This window comes from bacterium (assembly GCA_035454885.1).
Taxonomy (GTDB): domain Bacteria; phylum UBA10199; class UBA10199; order JACPAL01.
This window is the reverse complement of the sequence record DATIGE010000062.1, coordinates 16,604-34,877: the sequence shown is the minus strand read 5'-3', so window position 1 is coordinate 34,877 and position 18,274 is coordinate 16,604. Positions and strand designations below refer to the sequence as shown.

Below are 18,274 nucleotides of genomic sequence, written 5' to 3'. Positions count from 1 at the left end.
CGAATCTCGTATTCGCCCTTTTACAATACGAATGCCCCGATCAGCGCGATCGCCCCGACCGCGAAGAGCAGGGCGTAGGTCTGGATCAAACCCGATTGCATGAGCCCCAGCGCCCGCCCGAAAAGACCCACGGTCTGGGCCGAGCCTTCCACGAGGAGGGTATCGACCACCTTCTGGTCCGCGAAGCGCCACAGGATCCTGTCCGAGAACCAGACGACCGGCTTCACGAACAGAAAACGGTAGATCTCATCCACGTAGAACTTGTTTTCGATGACGGTCCGCACGCGGACCATTCTTTCGGCCAGTTTCTGCATGCGTCCCAGTTTTTGCGAATAGAGGACGTTCGCGAACAGGCTCAGATGAACCACCCAAAGCATCGTCGCGACCATGAGCAGTAGCTCCAGCCCGTGCCCGCGCGCGTGCAGCTTGGCGAAGAACTCCTCGTAGGCGAAGATCGGGGCGAACCAGCGGAAGAAATGATCGTGCCCCTTGACCGCCTCGGGGATGCCCACCCAGCCGCCGGCCACCGCCAGAATCCCCAGGACGGCGAGGGGAATCGTCATCGAGACGGGCGACTCATGGGCGTGGTCATGAAGATGCTCGTCCCTCGGCTGGCCCAGAAACACCGCCGCGAAAAGCCGGTTCATGTAAAACGCCGTGAGCCCCGACGTGAGAAAGCCCACCGCCCACAGAACCGTATGTCCCGTCGCGAACCCCTGCCAGAGGATGGCGTCCTTGGAAAAAAAGCCCGCGAAGGGCGCGATGCCGGAGATGGCCAGGACCGACACCGCGAAGGTATAGAACGTGACCGGCATCTTCCGTCTCAGTCCCCCCATCTTCCAGATGTCCTGTTCGCCGTTCATCGCGTGGATGACCGAGCCCGCGCCGAGGAAGAGGCAGGCCTTGAAGAAGGCGTGCGTCATCAGGTGGAAGATCGCGGCGGAAAAGGCGCCCACGCCGACGGCGAAAATCATGTAGCCCAACTGGCTCACGGTGGAATAGGCGAGCACCTTCTTGATGTCGTTCTGGACGAGGGCGATGACGGCGGCGAAGAGGGCGGTCGCCATGCCCACCACGGCGACCGTTTGCATGGCGACCGGCGACAGGGTGTAGAGAAAATGCATCCGGGCGATCATGTAGACGCCCGCCGTCACCATCGTGGCCGCGTGGATGAGCGCCGAAACGGGCGTCGGACCCGCCATGGCGTCCGGCAGCCACACGTAGAGGGGGATCTGCGCCGACTTGCCGACCGCCCCGATGAAGAGCAGGAGGCAGACCGGCGTCGCGATCAGGAAGAGTTCGCCCTTGTACTGCTCCAGCACCTCGAAGGAGAGAAGACCCCCCGGCGCCTGCACGCCTTTGGCCGAGAGGTGGGCGTAGATCAGGAACATGCCCAGGAGGAAACCCAGGTCGCCGATCCGGTTGACCAGGAACGCCTTCATCCCCGCCGCCGCCTTGGCCGGGTCCTCGAACCAAAAGCCGATCAGGAGGTAGGAGCACAGTCCCACGCCCTCCCAGCCCACGAAGAGGAGGGGGAGGCTGGAGCCGAAGACGAGGACCAGCATCGAGAAGAGAAAGAGGTTCAGATACGCGAAGTAGCGGGCGAATCCGTGGTCGTGGCTCATGTATCCCAGGGAGTAGACGTGGATGAGCGAGCCCACGCCCGTGACGACCAGGCCCATCAGGAGGGAGAGACGGTCGACCTTGAACGCGAGGGGGGCGATGAAGTCGCCCGAGGCGATCCAGCGCCAAAGGGGCGGCGTCGTGAAGCCGGTGGCCGGGTCCTTCGCGAGCAAGAAGAGATAAACGACGAGCCCGAAAGAGAGGAGCGGCATCAGGACGCCGATGACGCCCACCAGGGGTTTCGGCACCGCGCGCCTGCGGCTGCGGCAGACGAGGGCGATGAAGCCGTTCAGGAGGGCGCCCAAAAGCGGCAGGCCCGGGATGAGGGCGACCAGGGCGCCGATGGAGATGCCGAAAAGGAGGTTGTCCATTAGCCCTTCAAAAACCGCATGTTCCCCACGTCGATCGTTCCCTGCTTGCGGAAGATCGCGACGATAATCGCGAGACCGACGGCCACTTCCGCCGCCGCCAGCGCAATGACGAAAAAGGCGATCACCTGACCGTCCGTCCGGCCCTGATGCCGGGCGAACGCGATGAACGCCAAATTCGCCGCGTTGAGCATGAGTTCGATCGACATGAAGATCACCAGCGCGTTCCGCCGGCAGACGACGCCCGTCAGGCCGATCGCGAAGAGAATGGCGCTCAGCGTGATGTAATGGGCCAGCGTGGTCACGCGTCCCTCCGCGCCAGGACCACAACGCCCACGATCGCGATCAGGAGCAAGAACGACGCGAGTTCGAAGGGGACCAGGTACTCCGAGAACATCAGGCGTCCGACGTCCTTGATCGTGCCGAAGGCTATTCCGGACGGCCCGAAGGGATCCGACAGAGTGCCCAGCCGCAACACCAGAATCGTCGCGAGGTAACCCCCGATCAGGATCCCGACCACGCCCGCAAACGACATCTTGATCTTCAAGATCTCCTCGCGTCCGAGGTTCATCAGCATGATGACGAAGAGAAAGAGCACCATGACGGCGCCGGCATAGACCAGCACCTGCATGGCGGCCAAGAAGTGCGCCTCGAGCAGGGCGTAGAGGCAGGCCACGCCGAAGAGGGTGAGGACCAGGGCGAAGGCGGAGGACAGGGTATTTCGAAACGCGATGACGGCAATGGCGGAAAGAACCGTCAAGATGGCGAAAACATAGAAAAAAACGAGCGACATCGCGCGGGTTCTCTAGCGTGCGAGGTCGGTCAAATCAAGGAATTTAGATCAGCGCGGTATCGCGATCGTGCTGGGCGCGGACCCGTTTGTTATGGAGGGAGGTACGGAACTCGTTCGTGAGCTTGCCTATTTTTCGCTCGGTTCTCAGGTCTTGAAGGGTGAGCCTCACCGGCATTCCCCACTGCATGTAGACCTTGGCCGGCAGGAGGAAGGGCACCTTGGGGAATGCAAAGTAGGGATAGTTCACGATCGGACGGATGACCTTGTCCATGAAAATCCGGTTGCGGATGACCCAGACCTTGAGGGCGTTCTCGAAGCCGGCATGGCCGATGGGGACGACGCAAACCGATTTCTTTCCCGATTCTTGCAGGTATTTTCGCGCCATCCTCAGAAAACCCCGATGGAAGGGGGGCACCCGGTGGGGGTTCACGAACCCGCCGATGAAATCCATCCCCTCCGGAAAGAGCAGGATGTGGCGTTTCTTCAGGCATTCCGCGCCTTTTTCCACGGAAATCGGCTGGCATTGGCAGCTTCGGAAAAATTCACGGACCAGCGGCAGCTTAAAGGCCTCCCGGAAGACCAATGTCGATACCTTGCCCGCCCCGTGCGTCATCAGGAAAAAATTGAGCAGGGCGGCTTCGAGCATGACCGCGTGATTCATGATAAAAATCACATGCTCCTTCCGGGCGAGGTCCAGGCCTTCCTGCATGTAGCCCCGGTGTTCGACGCGGTGATAATAATCATGGAAAAAGCGGACCCACCGTCCGTGTCCCTCGTACACTCGGTCGGCCATCGGACGGTCGTCATAGTGAAAGGAAAGGATTTTTCTTAGGGCTGAAATCTTCGATAGGAGCGTCATGAGGGTGACGCGTAGTTTACCCAAGAGCGGGGGTATCCGGAAGAAAAATCAGGACGCCGAACGCAGAATCAGGAGGGCCGTGAGGACCAAGTTGGCGAGCGACAGGGGGAGCATGCCCTTCCAGCCGAAACTCATGAGCTGGTCGTACCGGAACCGCGGGAGGGTCCAGCGCACCCAGATGAAGAAAAAGCAGCAAAAGAAGACCTTGGCCAGGTACGTCGCCACCTGGACCGCCGCCGCGAAGACCGGTCCGGCCCAGGAGGGCAGAAGGGAGGGATCGTAGGCCGGCATCAGGGCCACCACGGCCAAACCGGCGGCGAGGGCAGGCACCCCCAAGACGAGCACTTCATAGCGCCGGGCGTCCTTGTACTTGGACGGACGGAAGCGCGACACGAGGAAGCCCCCGGCCAGGATCGAAACGGCGGCGAATCCAAGTCCGACGAGCTTGAGGTACTCCGGGGCCCCTCCGATCAAGTCCTGCGTGCTCAAAAAAGGGACCTGCCATCCGCCGAAGAACAGGGCGACGATCACGGCCGATGCGACCATGATGGCGATGTATTCCCCCATCATGAAGAGGGCGAACTTCATGCTCGAATACTCCAGGTGATACCCCGCGACGATTTCCGATTCGCCCTCCGGCAGGTCGAAGGGCGTCCGGTTGGTCTCGGCGAACGAGGCCGTCAGAAAGAGCAGGAAGGCGAGCGGCTGGCGGATCACGTTCCAGGTGAGGACGTCTGTGCCCTGATTCCGCACGATGTCGTTCAAATCCACCGATCCCGCCAGCATGAAGAGGCTGATGACGGAGAGCCCGAGCGCGAGCTCATAGCTGATCATCTGCGAAGAGGCCCGGAGCCCCCCCAGGAAGGAGTACTTGTTGTTGGAGGACCAGCCCGCCAGCATGACCCCGTAGACAGCGAGTGACGCCATCGAAAAGATGTAGAGGACGCCCACGTTCAAGTCGGCGATGCGGAGCGTGATCGTCATCTGATTGATCGTCAGGTCGTCCCCCAGGGGGATCACCGCCGCGGTGATGAAGTAGACGAACATGACGATGAAAGGGGCGAGGATGAAGTAGAACCGGTTGGCCCCCTTCGGGAAAAATTCCTCCTTCGTGATCAGCTTGATCGCATCCGCCACACTGTTGATCATGCCGCCGAGACGGACGCCCAAGATCGCCGCCCGGTTCGGGCCCCGCCGGTCCTGGATGTAGGCCGCGGCCTTCCGTTCCATCCAGATCATGACGGGCACGAAGCTGAGGAGGATCATCAGGACGGCCGCGATCTTGGCGGCGGATATCGCGAGTTCGAGGGCGAGGCTCATGCGGTCATCCCCTTCAAAGCCGGCCGCCAGGCCTTGTCGAACTCCTCCATCCACTGGCCGACACGGAGCGATTCCCCCGGGGGCGGGAAGGCGGGTGCGATGTTTTGGACCCTGTTTTGCCGGTTCGTGTAGGTGCCCTCGTCCTCCGCCCAGGCGGCGGTGGGAAAGACGAAGTCGGCGTATTCAATCTCCGGAACTTCGTGCGTCGTCAAGAGAATGACCTTGCGGTTCTTCTCAAAGGCGATCTTCTGGATCTTGGAGAAAGGGAGGGGGCCTAGGGCAAAGAAGACCTGATAGCGCCGGTCCTCCGCCAACGGCTTGAAGCCCAGGGCCTCGACGCCGGCCCGGTTGGGATTCTTGTCCGCGGAGATCAGAAAAACGTCGTGCGAGGGGTTCGCGACCTCGTTCGCGTGATAGACGAAGTCCTTCACGCCCAAAATGTCCTTGAGAAAGCCCAGGAAGGCCTGATTCGCCTCGTTCGTAAACTGGGCCGAGCCGATGCCGAGGATCGCGTTGCCGGAAACGCCCTCGAGGCTTCTCTTGAGCTCCGCGACGGCCAGATCCCTTCGCATCTTCCCGTTCCTGCCGTCCCGCTTGACCACCGGGTGCCGGAGCCGGTTTTCGGCGTTCACCGGCTTGTAGGTGAGGCGCCCTTCGTCGCACATCCACACCTGGTTGACCGCCTCGTTCTCGCGCGGGGTCAGGCGGTAGGCGGCGCCCTTGTTGTGCCAGAGTCTGACGTTGCAGCCGGTCGAACACCCCGGGCAGACCGTGTCGGCCGTCTTCAGGAACCAGACCCGTTGCTTGAACCGGAAATCGACGCTGGTCAGGGCCCCGACGGGGCAGATGTCCACCGTGTTCACCGAATACGGATTCTTGAGTTCCCGGCCGGGGTAGGTCGTGAGCTCCGTATGATCGCCCCTTTGCGTGAAGCAGAGCTCGTCTTGATGGGCGACCTCCTGGCAGAAACGGATGCAGCGCGAGCAGAGGATGCAGCGCTCCATGTCGAGCATGACGTTCGGCCCGAGCTTCACGGCCTTGTCCTTCTGCACCTTCTCCTCCTCCATGCGGGAGGGCTTGCGGTCGAGCTGCATGTAATATTGCTGGAGCTTGCATTCGCCCGCCTGGTCGCAGACCGGGCAGTCGATGGGGTGGTTGACGAGGATGAATTCCAGGACCGACTGCCGGCCTTCCTCCACCTTGGGACCCGTGGTGCGGACGACCATGCCCTCGGCCACCTTCGTGTTGCAGGCGATCTGGAGCTTGGGCTGCTTTTCGATCTCCACCAGGCAGATGCGGCAGTTGCCGGCGATCGAGAGCTTGGGGTGGTAGCAGTAGTGGGGAACGGACGCCCCCGCGAGTTTGGCGGCCTCGATCAGGTTCATCCCGGCCGGGACCTCGATTTCTTTTCCGTCTATCGTGACTTTTGGCATTGCGAACAATTTCCTTTCACGTGCGCCTCAAACTCGCCCCGGAATTTGCCGATGTAGCTCGCGATCGGCATGGAGAGGGAGTCGGCCAGGACGCAAATCGTTTTACCGGCCATTTTTTGGCCGATGTCCAGGAGGAGCTCGATGTCCTCCTTCTTCGACTCGCCGTGCACCATCCTCTTGAGGATCTTGTACGACCAGCCGGTGCCCTCGCGGCAGGGAGAACACTGGCCGCAGGATTCGTGGGAGTAGAAGTGGGCGAGGTTTTCCAGGGCCCAGACCATGCAAGTGTCCTCGTCGAGGACGATCATGCCACCGGAACCCAGGAGGGAGCCCTTCGAGGCGATCGACTCGTAGTCGAGGTTCACTTCCTCCACTTCCTGGGCGGTCAGTACGGGCATCGAGGATCCGCCGGGGATGACGGCCTTGAGGACCTTGCCGGGGCGCATCCAGCCGACGTCTTCGTGGAGAAACTTGCGCATGGGATACCCCATTTCCACCTCGTAGACCCCCGGATGCATGACGGGGCCGGAGACGGAGAAGAGTTTCGTGCCGGGGCTCTTCTCGGTGCCGATCTTCTTGTAGCCCGCCGCGCCGTGCTCGATGATGTAAGGGACGGCGGCCAGGGTCTCGACGTTGTTCACCACCGTCGGGCATTTGAAGAGGCCTTCGATGGCGGGGAAGGGCGGCTTGATGCGGGGATACCCGCGATTGCCCTCGAGGGAATTGAGCAGGGCCGTCTCCTCGCCGCAGATGTAGGCCCCCGCGCCCCGGTGGACGAACACGTCGCAGTCGTAACCGGAGCCCAGGATGTTCCTGCCCGCATAACCTTTCGAGTACGCCTCTTGGACGGCGGCGTTGAGGCGACGCGTGGGAAGGTCGAATTCGCCCCGAATGTAGACGTAGGCCGTCTTGGCGCCGATCGCGTAGGCCGCGATGAGCGAACCTTCGATCATCCGGTGCGGGTCTTTTTCCAGGATCGCCCGGTCTTTAAACGTGCCCGGTTCGCCCTCGTCCGCGTTGACGCAAAGATAGACCGGCTTGCCGGTGTTTTTGGGCACGAAGCTCCACTTCATGCCCGCCGGAAACCCGGCGCCGCCGCGCCCGCGGAGGCCGGAACCCTTCACCTCCTCCGTGACCTGCTCCGGTTTCATGCCGAGGGCCTTCTTCAGGGCGGCGTAGCCGCCGGTCTTCTCATACACCTGGAGGGTGTAGGATTCGGGGAGGTTGAAATTTTTCGTCAGTATCAATTCCATACCATTTAGGGGCGAACCTCGTGTTCGCCCTATTTATTGAATTCCCCCAGCAACCGGTCGATCTCCGCCTCGGTCAGGTTTTCGTAATACGTTTCGTTCACCCGCATGGCCGGAGCCGTCCCGCACGAGGCCAGGCACTCGACCGCCGAGAGCTTGAAGCGCCGGTCCTTGGTCGTCTCGCCGGGCTTGATCCCCAGACGGTTCTCCAGGTGGGCGATGACCTTCCCGCACCCCATCATGGCGCAGGGGAGGGTCTGGCAGACCTGGATGTGGTACTGGGCCGGCGGCTCCTTCTGGTACATCGTGTAGAAGGTCGCGACGCCGTAGACATGGGCGGGCGAGACGTCGAGCCGGCGCGCCACGAGCTCCATGACCTCCGGAGAGATCCAGCCGAACTCGCGCTCGGCGACCCAGAGGACCGGCAGCAAGGCGGCCTGCTTGGTGGGGTAGTGCGAGAGGAGTTCCTGAATTTCTCGCTCACTGTTATCGTTGAATTTGTCCGCCTTCATCGATCCAGCTCTCCGACAATAATATTGAGGCTCCCCAACACCGCGATCGCGTCCGCGATCATGCCGCCCTCCACCAACGCCACAAAGGCCGAACAGAGGGGAAAGCAGGGAGGCCGGCAATGAATACGATACGGGCGCTGCTCCCCGTCGCTGATAATGTAAAACCCCAATTCCCCGTTGGCCGCTTCGATGGCGCCGTAGACCTCGCCCTTGGGCGGCTTGATGCCGTCGATCAGGAGCATGAAGTGATTCATCAGGCCTTCGATCGACCCGTACACGCGCTCCTTGGGGGGCAGGGCGATCTTGGGATCCCCGGAGATGACGGGACCCGGCGGGATCCTCGTTAGGGCCTGTTCGATGATCCTCGCGCTCTGCCTCATCTCCTCGATGCGGACCATGAGCCGGTCGTAGGTGTCCCCGGCGGTCCCGACGGGGATCTCGAAGTCGTACGTGTCGTAATAATAATAAGGTTGGGCCTTTCGGAGGTCGTAAGGAATGCCGGTGGCGCGGAGACACGGGCCCGTGAAGCCCCAGCTCAAGGCGTCTTCTTTTGAGATCACCCCCACACCCTGGGTGCGGTCCATGAAGATGCGGTTCCGTTCGAGGAGGCGGGCGACGTCCCGGATGGCCCCGTTCAGGTCTTTCAAGACGCCGCGGATGCCGTCGGCGAAATCGGGGGAGAGATCGCGCATGACACCGCCGATGCGTGTGTAGTTGGTGGTGAGGCGTGCCCCGCAGAGCTTTTCGGTGAAATCATAGATCTTTTCGCGGACGTTGAAAAAATACCAGAAGTTGGAGAGTGCGCCCAGATCGACGGCCGCGGCGCCCACGCAGATCAGGTGATCCATGATCCGCGCGAGCTCCGAAACGATCACCCGGATGAACTTGGCCCGCTCCGGGATCTCCAAGTCCAAGAGTTTTTCGACGGCGAAACAGTAGCCGACGTTGTTCAGGAGAGAGGAACAGTAGTTCAGGCGGTCCGTATAGGGAATGACCTGGCTCCAGGTGCTGTGCTCGGAGTGCTTCTCGAAGGCCCGGTGGAGGTAGCCGATCTCGGTGGAGGCCTTGGCGATGGTCTCGCCGTCGAGTTCGACGAAGAGGCGGATCGCCCCGTGGGTCGCCGGATGGGCGGGTCCGACGTTCAAGACCATTCGTTCCGTGGGGCTGTTTTCGGTCACGTCGGCTTGTCCTCCGGTACGGGGATCTTCTGGCGCTTCTCCATCGGGTAGTCTTTGCGCAACGGATGTCCCTCGAATCCCTCGAACAGCAAGAGTCGTTTGAGATTCGGATGGCCGGCGAACTGAAAGCCGAACATGTCGAACGCCTCGCGCTCGTGCCAATCGGCGGACTTCCACAAGTCGGTCGCCGTCGGCAGCGTCATATCCTCTTCCGGGACCTTCACGCGCAGGCGAAGGCGGTGGTTCTTCGTCACCGAATACAGGTGATAGACGGCCTCGAAACGCGGATTCTCGCCCATCTTGAGGTAGTCGACGCCGCAGACGTCCATCAGAATCTCGAAAGAGAGCTCGGGGTCGCTCTTCAAGAACGCGAGGACGTCGTGAAGACGGGCTTTCTTGAGGAGGATCGTCAAATCGCCCTTGTCTTGATGGGTGCCGAGTATTTCGGCGGCGAAGAGGGACTGAAGCTTGTCGAGGATCATCGCGGCGGCAACAATTAGCGGGAAAGGGGCGTCAACTCAATAAGAAACTCCGTAGAAAATCCCGTCGTCCTGGCCGTTCTTGAGCAGGTCGTATTCCTTCCGTGCGGGCCCCGCCTCAGGGGACGAGCCGTATTTCTGAAAGACTTCCTGGAAGGCCTCCAACCCCTTGGCCTGGTACTTCGACCGCTCCATGGAGATCCGTCCCGGGTCGACCCGGCCGTTGACGACGATGAATCCGCCGCTCTTGAAGGTGACGAAGGCGTCGGCGTAGAGCCGGCCCAGGAGGAGAAGGGCCTTGGACCGGACGTTGCTGCTCGGGTACTTGTCCAGCCAGCCGATGACCTTGTTGATGCCGTAGTTCGGGTCGTCCGAGACGAGCGCGCCGCCCCTCAGGAGGGCCAGGCTCGCCTCGCCCTCGTAGGGGCTCCCCGGAAACTCGTCGAGCACCTTTTTGAAGTGCGTGCCGTTGTAGGTGAACTGGACCTGGTCGCCGTGGTAGCTGAAGGACCCTTCGCCGTACCGGCGGTTCAAGTCGGCGACGGCCGCCTCGAAACACTCGGGACGGGCCTGGCGCTCGCTCTTCTTGCCCAGGTAGCACCGGCCGTCCGCCTCTTCGTAAAACTTGAGCTTCGCCGCGTCCAGGGCGCGCCCGGTCTTGATCAAGTTCTCCGCCGCGTTTTTGCCGCGCGGCTCGGCCTTATAGGCTGCATAGTAGCGATCGGCCTCGGCGCCCGCCTGGCCGCTGGTGGCGATCGCCTCGTCGCCTTCCCGGCTCTTTTCGGGGGCCCCGGCGAACGCGGTGGCTGAGAGAAGGAGAAAAAGGAAGGCGTTAAGCCGCCTGAATCTTGTTGTCACGTGCAACCCCCTTGGCCTCGTTCACGATCTTTTCCTGGATCTTCATGATCCCGTGCAGGATCGCCTCGGGCCGGGGCGGGCAGCCCGGCACGTAGACGTCGACCGGAAGGATCTCGTCGATCCCCTGGACCACGCTGTAGTTGTTGTAAAAACCGCCCGATGACGCGCAGGCGCCTGCCGAGATCACCCACTTGGGCTCGCACATCTGGTCGTAGATGCGTTTCAAGACCGGGGCCTGCTTGTAATTGATCGTGCCTAGGACGATCAGGAGATCCGCCTGACGGGGGGAGAAGCGCACAAGCTCGGCGCCAAACCGGGAGATGTCGAAATTGGAGGACACCGCCCCCATGAATTCGATTCCGCAACACGCGGTGGCGTAGGGCATGGGCCAGAGGGAATACTTGCGCCCCCAGGCCACGACTTCCTTGACCTTGGTCGCGATGACGGCTCCGGCGAATACATCGGTCATGGACATGTGAAAAACCTCGTGCGGATACTGTACGAGGGGGGAGACAAAACTGTCAAGGTGGCGTAAGACTTAGTCCTCATGACGATCACCCTGATGGCCGGGTCGGCCGGTCTTGCCGCCGCCCTCTTCGGCGTTCTTCTCTTCAACCGCCTCGTCCGCGACCGGAATCTCCTCAAAGAGGCCTGGAGCGGCGTCGACGTCCAGCTCAAGCGCCGCGCGGATCTGGTGCCCGCCCTGGTGGAGGCGGTGAAGGGCTACGCGGGCCACGAAAAGAGGCTCTTCACGGACGTCGCTTCTTTGCGGACGCCCAAAGAGGTCGTCGACGGACTCAAGGGGATCTTCGCCCTCGTGGAGAACTATCCCCAACTCAAGGCCGATACGAATTTCCTCGATCTCCAGAAGAACTTGGTCGACGTCGAGGACGACCTCCAGTACGCGCGGCGCTACTACAACGGCTGCGTCCGCAACTACAACACGCGCGTCCAGACCTTCCCCAGTCTGCTTCTCGCTAAGCCCTTTGGATTCAGGGAGGAGCCCTTCTTCGAGGTCGAGTACGTCACGGAGAGAAAGGCCCCCGATGTGGATTTTTAGGATCCTACTCCTCCTCGCTTCGTCGGCCGCCTTCGCGCAGGCGGGCGTCGTCGGTCTCTTGGACCAGTACGACCGGGAGCGGATCCTCTCCTATCGCTCGGAAATCCAGGTCAACGCCGACGCCTCCATGGAGGTGACGGAGACGATCCGGGTCGTCGCCCTGGGCGCCGACATCAAGCGGGGCATCTACCGGGATTTCCCGACCGAGTACCGGACGCCCTGGGGGTTCCGGACGAGCACCGGTTTCCGCGTGATCGAGGTCCTCCGGGACGGGCGGCCTGAGCCGTACCACACCGAGGCCCAATCCAACGGGATGAGGGTCTACGCCGGGGACAAGGACGTGCTGATCCCGCCGGGCGTCTACACCTATGTCTTCCGGTACCGCACCGACCGGCAGGTCGGGTTCTTTCCCGATCACGACGAGCTCTATTGGAACGTGACCGGCAACGGCTGGAAATTCCCCATCGACGAGGCGACGGCGCGCGTGAGGCTCCCCGCCGGGGTCGCGCGAAGCGACGTGAAGACCGAGGGGTACACGGGAGACCAGGGAGCCACGGAGAAGAATTTCACGGCCTCGGTCGAGGCCGGCGGGGCCGCCGTCTTCCGGACGACCGCCGCGCTGGAACCGTCTCAAGGGCTGACCATCGTCGTGACGTTTCCCAAGGGGGTCGTTCGCGAGCCCACCCAGCCCGAAAAGTGGGCCTTCTTTCTCAAGGAAAACCGGATGGAGGTCTTCGGCGCCCTGGGGCTCTTTGCGATCCTTTTCTATTATGTCCTGGTCTGGTTCCAGGTCGGACGCGACCCGCGTCCGGGGACGATCATCCCGCTCTTCGAGGCCCCGCAGAACCTCTCGCCGGCGGCCGCCCGGTTCATCCGGAGGATGGGCTACGACGACAAGGCCCTCGCCGCCTCCCTGATCCACCTGGCCGTCGCGAAGCGGATCAAGATCCTGGACGAGGGCGGGACCTACGTCCTCGAAAGGCTTTCGGGGGGCGAGTTCAAGCTCGCCTCCGAGGAGAACCGGCTTTTGCAAAATCTCCTGGGCGCCGATCCCCGTCTCGAGATCAAGCAGGCCCACCGGACGACGATCGTCGCGGCGGTGGAGGGCCTCAAGAAGGACCTGAAGGCGAGTTTTGAGAAGGCCTATTTTCTCACGAACCGGGGCTATTTCTTTGCCGGCCTGGGGGTGACCCTCATATCCCTCCTGTTCGCGCTCTTTCAAGGCGGGGCGGGGGCGACCGTCGGAGCCGGCTTCATGACGGTCTGGCTCACGGGATGGACCTTCGGCGTCGTTATGCTCGTCCGGCAGGCCCTGGCCGCGTGGAGGGCGGCCTGGAACGCGAGAGGGATCATCGAAAAGTCGTTCTCGTTCTTCGGGGCGGGTTTCACGACCCTCTTCGCCCTCCCGTTCCTCGCGGGCGAGGTCGTCGGCCTCTACATGTTCGGCCAGGCGACCTCGGCCTGGATGCTGGCCGTCCTCCTCGCGGCGGTCGCCATCAACCTGGTCTTTTTCAGCCTCCTCAAGGCCCCCACCCTGGGGGGGCGGAAGGTGCTGGACCGCATCGAAGGCCTCCGCATGTACCTCGGCACGGCCGAGCGGGACCGTTTGGAGGCCATGCATCCGCCCCAAAAGACCCCCGAGCTTTTCGAGCAGTTCCTGCCGTATGCGCTGGCCTTGGACGTGGAGAACGAATGGGCGGAGCAGTTCACGGGGGTGCTCACGGAGGCCGGCAAGCCGGTGACCGAATCGTCGCGCGCCTGGTATGCCGGCGCGGCGGGTCTCGGCACGGCGGCGTTCGCGTCGTCGCTCGGCTCCTCGCTCACGAGCGCGATCGCCTCGGCCTCGGTCTCGCCAAGTTCCCATTCGGGGAGCGGCGGCGGGGGGTCTTCAGGGGGTGGCGGCGGTGGCGGCGGCGGAGGGGGATGGTAGGAGAGAACAATGTCATGAACAACGATTCCCGCCTCGTTTACTCCACGGACCCGGAACGCAACCAAAAATGCCCCAAATGCCGGGAGATCCAATGCGTCTGCCCGGCCGAAGACCCCGCGACGGCCAGGTCACGGCCGTCCTCCGCATCGAGAAGACCGGTCGCGGGGGCAAAACGGTGACGGTGATCGACCGGCTGCCGCGGGCGGAGGCCTATCTGAAACAGCTCTGCACCGAGCTTAAGAAAAAGTGCGGCTCGGGAGGCACCTATCTGATCGGACCGAACGGCGGCGTGGTGGAGATTCAGGGGGACAAGAGGGAGATGGTGAAGGCGGCCCTTTTGAAGAAGGGGATGGGAGTGAGGGGATGACCTCTATATGACTCGTGGAGTTCGCTCTAAGCCGGGTACACTTAAATTTTCAAACAGAAGCGTTGCACTTAGTCTTTGAATCCACGGGCACCGGTCTTCCAAAAAATAGACTAAAGAACGTCAAGGACAGTAATCTTCGCGAGACCCTCCTCCGGTGTGTTATGCCAGATTTGGGAGAGAGTCGGGCTTAGGGCTTTCTTTTTTTCAAGCGCACCGTAGCAGGGGATTCGGATATCCATTCTCGGGTAGGTTTCTTCTGCATCGTACATGTCCTCTAATAACGGAGCATCTATGGTAATCGTAAACGGCTCTGGTCTTTCTGCATTTTCTGGTTCATCGAATGGATTCAGTGATGTTGAGAAGTTTTCCGCGAAGAGTTCTCCAGATTCCCAGTCAGGCGATTCGCATTCGGGCTCGTTCTGAAATTCCTCGTCTTCCAGGTCATGTAATGCCGTTTTCGAGAGTTTCCAGATGTCAGCTTCCCATTCCAGAGGATACCCGTTAAAAAATAGTTTACCCAATTCTTCTAGGGAGAATTGCTCTTCCAATATGAGGCGATTGGCGATTTCTAGTGTCAGCTCGAATAAAGAAGCATCGGGCAATCCTAAAACGTTTCGCACGGTAGCCACGCGCTCTTGGCCACGCAGCAATATTGTATAGCTTGCCCAATGAAGGCCACGTGGTGACACGTCAAATATCATGCTTTTGGCTCCTTCATAAAAGCCGAGGGCATAGGTGTTTTCCTGACCTGTGACGTTTTCATAGATAAGGGGGTTAAATAAGTTGATCAGTTTATCAGCTTGGCCATGATTGCGTTCAAGCCCGCATCTCACCTGAAAGCTAGAGGTATCTAAAAGCCAAGTGTCTGCAAAGGGCAGGGGTTTTGTTTTATATCGCTGGTCGTCCGCGAAATGGGCATCCCGTACGGCCTCAATTTCCGTTGTCGCAGCCGCATGAGCCTTCGCAAACGCGTCCGTGGACGTGTATCGAAATATCATATCGATCGAACGCCTAAAATCATCAAAGGTTGCCGGCACAAGTTGGACCGGTGCTTCCAGTTCCACTTCGTCCCTGAAAGAAGAGAGGCTCTGAGGAAGGGGACGAAAAACAATCGTACCATCCTGTGGGACAGGCGTCAGATGATTGAGAAAACGGGCTACTGTTAGTGCAAACGGCGTGGGAACACCTGCTATTTGAGACATGATGGACTCCTTTTGGTGGCCAAGGCCGTTTGGAAGAATTCTTCGGGATCAAGTGTCCTTGGGCCCGTTTTCGCCGGAAGAGAGGCGGGGTTGCGAGCAGGCAGAAATGCAACATCGAATTATACAAGTCGTTCGTCGCAGGTCTAAATGAAAGCTCGATCGCGCAACCTTTTACTGCCTGGAGTTCTATCAGGAACATTACGAAGTCGTCGCCTCGCTCGGAGCGGCCTTTGTCTATGGCCTGCGCCACGCGAACGAAGTGACCCTCCACCGAACTGGAAGCCTCGAGCAAGCGATGGAGTACGACGCAAGGCACCGCGAAGTGGATCAGTGCGTGGCGGAGGAGGGCATGACGCCCGCCTGCCTGGCCTTGAAGCGCGACATCATGTTCCCCCTCAGGGAGTCCTGGGCCACGGACTATCTCCTCGATTTTCTCCGATCGCGGCCCGAGGGCTCTTCTCCCGAAGTCGTTTTAGCCTTCGGCGGCGGCCATACCTTCTGCGACGATTTCTTCCGCGCCGACTATCGCGTTGACATGCAATCGATTTGGATCCGCCAACGGGAAAGCCTCCGCCACATCGCAACCCCGTCACCCGAGCCCTGCGAATAGTTCGTACGCTGATCTCGACGCGTGCCTGGCACCGTCTTCTACAAAAAAATCGGGTGGAAAACTGTCGATTTGGTATCCTTCCCCCTTCGTCTCACCAAAGGAGGCCCCATGAAATACATCGACGGCTTCGTGATCCCCGTCCCCAAGAAGAACCTGGCCCTCTACCGCCGCATGGCGGCCGTGACCGGCAAGGTTTGGAAAAAATACGGCGCCCTGGAATACGTGGAAGGCGTGGCCGACGACGTCAAACCGGGCAAACGGACGTCCTTTCCGCAAAGCGTGAAGTTGAAGAAGGGGGAGACGGTGGTCTTCGCCTATGTCGTCTACAAGTCGCGCGCCCACCGGGACCGGATCATGGCCAAGGTGATGAAGGACGAAAGCCTGATGAAGATGTGGAACGCGAACAAGCTCCCCTTCGACGGCATGCGCATGTTCTGGGGCGGGTTCAAGGCGATCGTCGACCTGTAGAAAGCGGAAGAGTTGTTACTTCCAATCCAGCGCCTTGCGCGCGTAGACGTAGGCGAGTCCGATCACGAGGATTCCGAGAAAAATCCCCATCTCGATCATCAGGAAGGGCCCCAATCCCGTCTGTGCGGATTCCTTGAAGAGGACGGCCCAGGGGTAGAGGAAGACCACCTCGACGTCGAAGAGAATGAAGAGCATCGCGACGAGGTAGAACTTGACCGAAAAGCGGTGGCGCGAATCGCCGATCGGGTCGAAGCCGCATTCATAGGTCTGCATTTTTGCGGCGGAGTCCTTCTTGGGGCTGACGAGATGCGAAAGGGCCAGGATGATGACGCCCAGGAGGCCGACGAAACCAAAGAGCATCAAGAGGGGGATGTAGGGATTCATTGAGGCGGAGGCGTTGGAGCCGCCGGCGCCGGAGTCGTCGCCGGAACCGGCGCGGTTGGTGGTGATTCCGGCGTCACTGGCGCGACCACCGGTGGCGGAACGAAGGCCGCCGCGTGCAGCCCCGTCGACTTGACGGTGACCGTCGCCAGGCCGTTCCAAAAGAGGCCCAGGTAGAGTGTCAAGGCCGCGAGCCCCCCGACCAGCCAGGTCTGGGAGACGGCGGGGAGGGCCAACGCGCGGGCGTCATCCGGGGCGTCGAAGAACATGACCTTCACGACGCGCACGTAATAGTAAAGGGAGACGACGCTGTTCAAGACGCCCGCGATGGCGAGCCCGTAGAGCCCGGCCTTAAGCACCACTCCGAAGAGATAGAACTTGCCGATGAAACCCGCCAGGGGCGGGATGCCGGTCAGCGAGAACATGAAGACTGTCATGACCAGCGCGAGAAACGTCCCCTTGCCTCCGCGCCGGCCGAGCCCCTTGTAGCCGCCGATGTCCTCGACGCCCAATTGGTTGGCGATCATCAGAACGACCAGGAAGGCCCCGATGTTCATGATGAGGTAGACCACCAGGTAAAAGAGGATGGCGTTCAAGGCCTCCGTATTCAGCGCCGCGAAGCCCATGAGCAGGTAGCCCGCGTGGGCGATCGAGGAATAGGCGAGCAGCCGTTTCATGTTGTTCTGCCATAACGCCGCTAGGTTCCCGATCGTCATCGTGGCGATGGCCAGGACGGTCAGGAGTTCCACGAGGCCCACCGGCTTGACCGGCAAAAAGCCCGACGCCCCCGCCTGGGTGAGTGCCACCACGAAGAAGCGGATCAAGGCCGCGAATCCCGCCGCCTTGGGTCCGACCGAGAGGAAGGCCGTGAACGGAGTCGGCGCGCCTTCGTAGACGTCCGGACACCACATGTGGAAGGGGAAGGAGGCGATCTTGAACCCTATCCCGCCCATAATGAGGAGGATCGCCGTAAAGAGGGCCGGCCGAGAGACGGCGTTCGCCTTGAGAAAGGCGGCGATCTCGGGGAACGCCATCGTCCCCGTCATGCCGTAGAGGAGCGAGAGTCCGTACGCCATGATGCCGGAGGCGACGCCGCCGTAAATCACGTACTTCAAGGCCGCTTCGGAGGACCGCCGCACGCCGCGGAGCGATCCCGTCAAAATGTAAGAGAGGACCGAGACCATCTCGAGCGAGAGGTACAGCATGAGAAGGTGGTTGGCCGAACCCAGGAGCATCATGCCGAGAACCAAGGCCGTCAGCAGGGTATAGTAGCTCGCCTGATCCGCCTTCTCGACCTCGGGGGAACGCAGGGAGAGGACGACGCCCAAGATCCCCGAGACGCCGAAGATGTATTTGAAGAACCGGCCGATGGCGTCGGCGGAAACCATCCCGTCGAAGAAGGTCGCGGCCGGCAGATTCGCGGTGCCGGCGACCGCCACCATCATCCCCGACATTCCCGCGAAGGCCAGAACGGCGTAGAGTCCCTTCTTTTTCGCCCCGTTGAAGAAATCGGCCACGAGCAGAAGCAGGATCGTCCCGATCAGGACGAGTTCCGGGAGAAAATAATGGAAGTTCAGTTTCAC

Annotated in this window: 20 protein-coding genes; 5 read left to right on the top strand and 15 right to left on the bottom strand. The window is 61.2% G+C overall.

Translation table 11 applies throughout. The annotated features are described in order from the left end of the window. Nucleotides 1-20: 20 nt before the first annotated feature. The 12 genes from nuoL to VLJ37_10580 form a co-directional block, all read right to left on the bottom strand. Entirely contained in the window at nt 21-1,994 is a 1,974-nt protein-coding gene (nuoL, locus tag VLJ37_10635) for an NADH-quinone oxidoreductase subunit L (GenBank protein HSA60127.1), read from the bottom strand. Then, on the bottom strand, nt 1,994-2,296 hold the full coding sequence (nuoK, locus tag VLJ37_10630; protein ID HSA60126.1) for an NADH-quinone oxidoreductase subunit NuoK: 303 nt from the start codon (nt 2,294-2,296) through the stop codon (nt 1,994-1,996). Before nuoK ends, nuoL begins: the two co-directional genes overlap by 1 nt. Then, the gene (locus tag VLJ37_10625; protein ID HSA60125.1) at nt 2,293-2,784 is read right to left on the bottom strand and encodes an NADH-quinone oxidoreductase subunit J; all 492 of its coding nucleotides are present in this window, start codon (nt 2,782-2,784) and stop codon (nt 2,293-2,295) included. Before VLJ37_10625 ends, nuoK begins: the two co-directional genes overlap by 4 nt. A gap of 43 nt (nt 2,785-2,827) precedes the next feature. Beyond that, complete coding sequence (locus VLJ37_10620; GenBank protein HSA60124.1) at nt 2,828-3,577, bottom strand: 1-acyl-sn-glycerol-3-phosphate acyltransferase; 750 nt, start codon at nt 3,575-3,577, stop codon at nt 2,828-2,830. A gap of 114 nt (nt 3,578-3,691) precedes the next feature. Next, the gene (locus VLJ37_10615; protein ID HSA60123.1) at nt 3,692-4,963 is read right to left on the bottom strand and encodes a complex I subunit 1 family protein; all 1,272 of its coding nucleotides are present in this window, start codon (nt 4,961-4,963) and stop codon (nt 3,692-3,694) included. Continuing rightward, on the bottom strand, nt 4,960-6,396 hold the full coding sequence (locus VLJ37_10610; protein ID HSA60122.1) for a 2Fe-2S iron-sulfur cluster-binding protein: 1,437 nt from the start codon (nt 6,394-6,396) through the stop codon (nt 4,960-4,962). Before VLJ37_10610 ends, VLJ37_10615 begins: the two co-directional genes overlap by 4 nt. Next, nucleotides 6,378-7,649, bottom strand: coding sequence for an NADH-quinone oxidoreductase subunit NuoF (gene nuoF, locus VLJ37_10605; GenBank protein ID HSA60121.1), 1,272 nt, complete (start codon nt 7,647-7,649; stop codon nt 6,378-6,380). Before nuoF ends, VLJ37_10610 begins: the two co-directional genes overlap by 19 nt. A gap of 29 nt (nt 7,650-7,678) precedes the next feature. Then, nucleotides 7,679-8,158, bottom strand: coding sequence for an NAD(P)H-dependent oxidoreductase subunit E (locus tag VLJ37_10600; GenBank protein ID HSA60120.1), 480 nt, complete (start codon nt 8,156-8,158; stop codon nt 7,679-7,681). Next, nucleotides 8,155-9,336, bottom strand: a complete 1,182-nt coding sequence (nuoD, locus tag VLJ37_10595; protein HSA60119.1) for an NADH dehydrogenase (quinone) subunit D — start codon at nt 9,334-9,336, stop codon at nt 8,155-8,157. The genes VLJ37_10600 and nuoD overlap by 4 nt, the downstream gene beginning before the upstream one ends. Continuing rightward, the gene (locus tag VLJ37_10590) at nt 9,333-9,818 is read right to left on the bottom strand and encodes an NADH-quinone oxidoreductase subunit C (GenBank protein ID HSA60118.1); all 486 of its coding nucleotides are present in this window, start codon (nt 9,816-9,818) and stop codon (nt 9,333-9,335) included. The genes nuoD and VLJ37_10590 overlap by 4 nt, the downstream gene beginning before the upstream one ends. Nucleotides 9,819-9,854: 36 nt before the next feature. Next, entirely contained in the window at nt 9,855-10,673 is an 819-nt protein-coding gene (locus VLJ37_10585; protein ID HSA60117.1) for a hypothetical protein, read from the bottom strand. Then, nucleotides 10,648-11,148: an NADH-quinone oxidoreductase subunit B gene (locus tag VLJ37_10580; GenBank protein HSA60116.1), complete on the bottom strand. Its 501-nt coding sequence runs from the start codon at nt 11,146-11,148 to the stop codon at nt 10,648-10,650. The genes VLJ37_10585 and VLJ37_10580 overlap by 26 nt, the downstream gene beginning before the upstream one ends. A gap of 72 nt (nt 11,149-11,220) precedes the next feature. Between VLJ37_10580 and VLJ37_10575 the strand changes: the two genes are divergently transcribed. The 3 genes from VLJ37_10575 to VLJ37_10565 all read left to right on the top strand — a co-directional run bounded on the left by VLJ37_10575 (nt 11,221) and on the right by VLJ37_10565 (nt 14,030). Further along, nucleotides 11,221-11,733, top strand: a complete 513-nt coding sequence (locus tag VLJ37_10575; GenBank protein ID HSA60115.1) for a LemA family protein — start codon at nt 11,221-11,223, stop codon at nt 11,731-11,733. Next, nucleotides 11,720-13,663, top strand: coding sequence for a DUF2207 domain-containing protein (locus tag VLJ37_10570; GenBank protein HSA60114.1), 1,944 nt, complete (start codon nt 11,720-11,722; stop codon nt 13,661-13,663). Before VLJ37_10575 ends, VLJ37_10570 begins: the two co-directional genes overlap by 14 nt. Before the next feature lie 91 nt (nt 13,664-13,754). Further along, nucleotides 13,755-14,030, top strand: a complete 276-nt coding sequence (locus VLJ37_10565; protein HSA60113.1) for a translation initiation factor — start codon at nt 13,755-13,757, stop codon at nt 14,028-14,030. A 110-nt stretch (nt 14,031-14,140) separates the two neighbouring features. On the opposite strand, the gene VLJ37_10560 is transcribed toward VLJ37_10565, so the two are convergent. Then, nucleotides 14,141-15,232 carry a hypothetical protein gene (locus VLJ37_10560; protein ID HSA60112.1) on the bottom strand — a complete coding sequence of 364 codons (1,092 nt, stop codon included), beginning with the start codon at nt 15,230-15,232 and terminating at the stop codon, nt 14,141-14,143. A 259-nt stretch (nt 15,233-15,491) separates the two neighbouring features. On the opposite strand from VLJ37_10560, the gene VLJ37_10555 reads away from it, so the two are divergent. Both VLJ37_10555 and VLJ37_10550 read left to right on the top strand, forming a co-directional pair. Next, entirely contained in the window at nt 15,492-15,842 is a 351-nt protein-coding gene (locus VLJ37_10555; GenBank protein ID HSA60111.1) for a hypothetical protein, read from the top strand. 108 nt (nt 15,843-15,950) lie between these two features. Further along, nucleotides 15,951-16,310 (top strand): DUF1428 domain-containing protein, encoded by a 360-nt coding sequence (locus VLJ37_10550; GenBank protein HSA60110.1) that lies wholly within the window; start codon nt 15,951-15,953, stop codon nt 16,308-16,310. A gap of 15 nt (nt 16,311-16,325) precedes the next feature. On the opposite strand, the gene VLJ37_10545 is transcribed toward VLJ37_10550, so the two are convergent. Together VLJ37_10545 and VLJ37_10540 are read right to left on the bottom strand one after the other, a co-directional pair. After that, nucleotides 16,326-16,694 carry an NADH-quinone oxidoreductase subunit A gene (locus VLJ37_10545; GenBank protein ID HSA60109.1) on the bottom strand — a complete coding sequence of 123 codons (369 nt, stop codon included), beginning with the start codon at nt 16,692-16,694 and terminating at the stop codon, nt 16,326-16,328. Next, nucleotides 16,691-18,274 carry an NADH-quinone oxidoreductase subunit N gene (locus VLJ37_10540; GenBank protein HSA60108.1) on the bottom strand — a complete coding sequence of 528 codons (1,584 nt, stop codon included), beginning with the start codon at nt 18,272-18,274 and terminating at the stop codon, nt 16,691-16,693. The genes VLJ37_10545 and VLJ37_10540 overlap by 4 nt, the downstream gene beginning before the upstream one ends.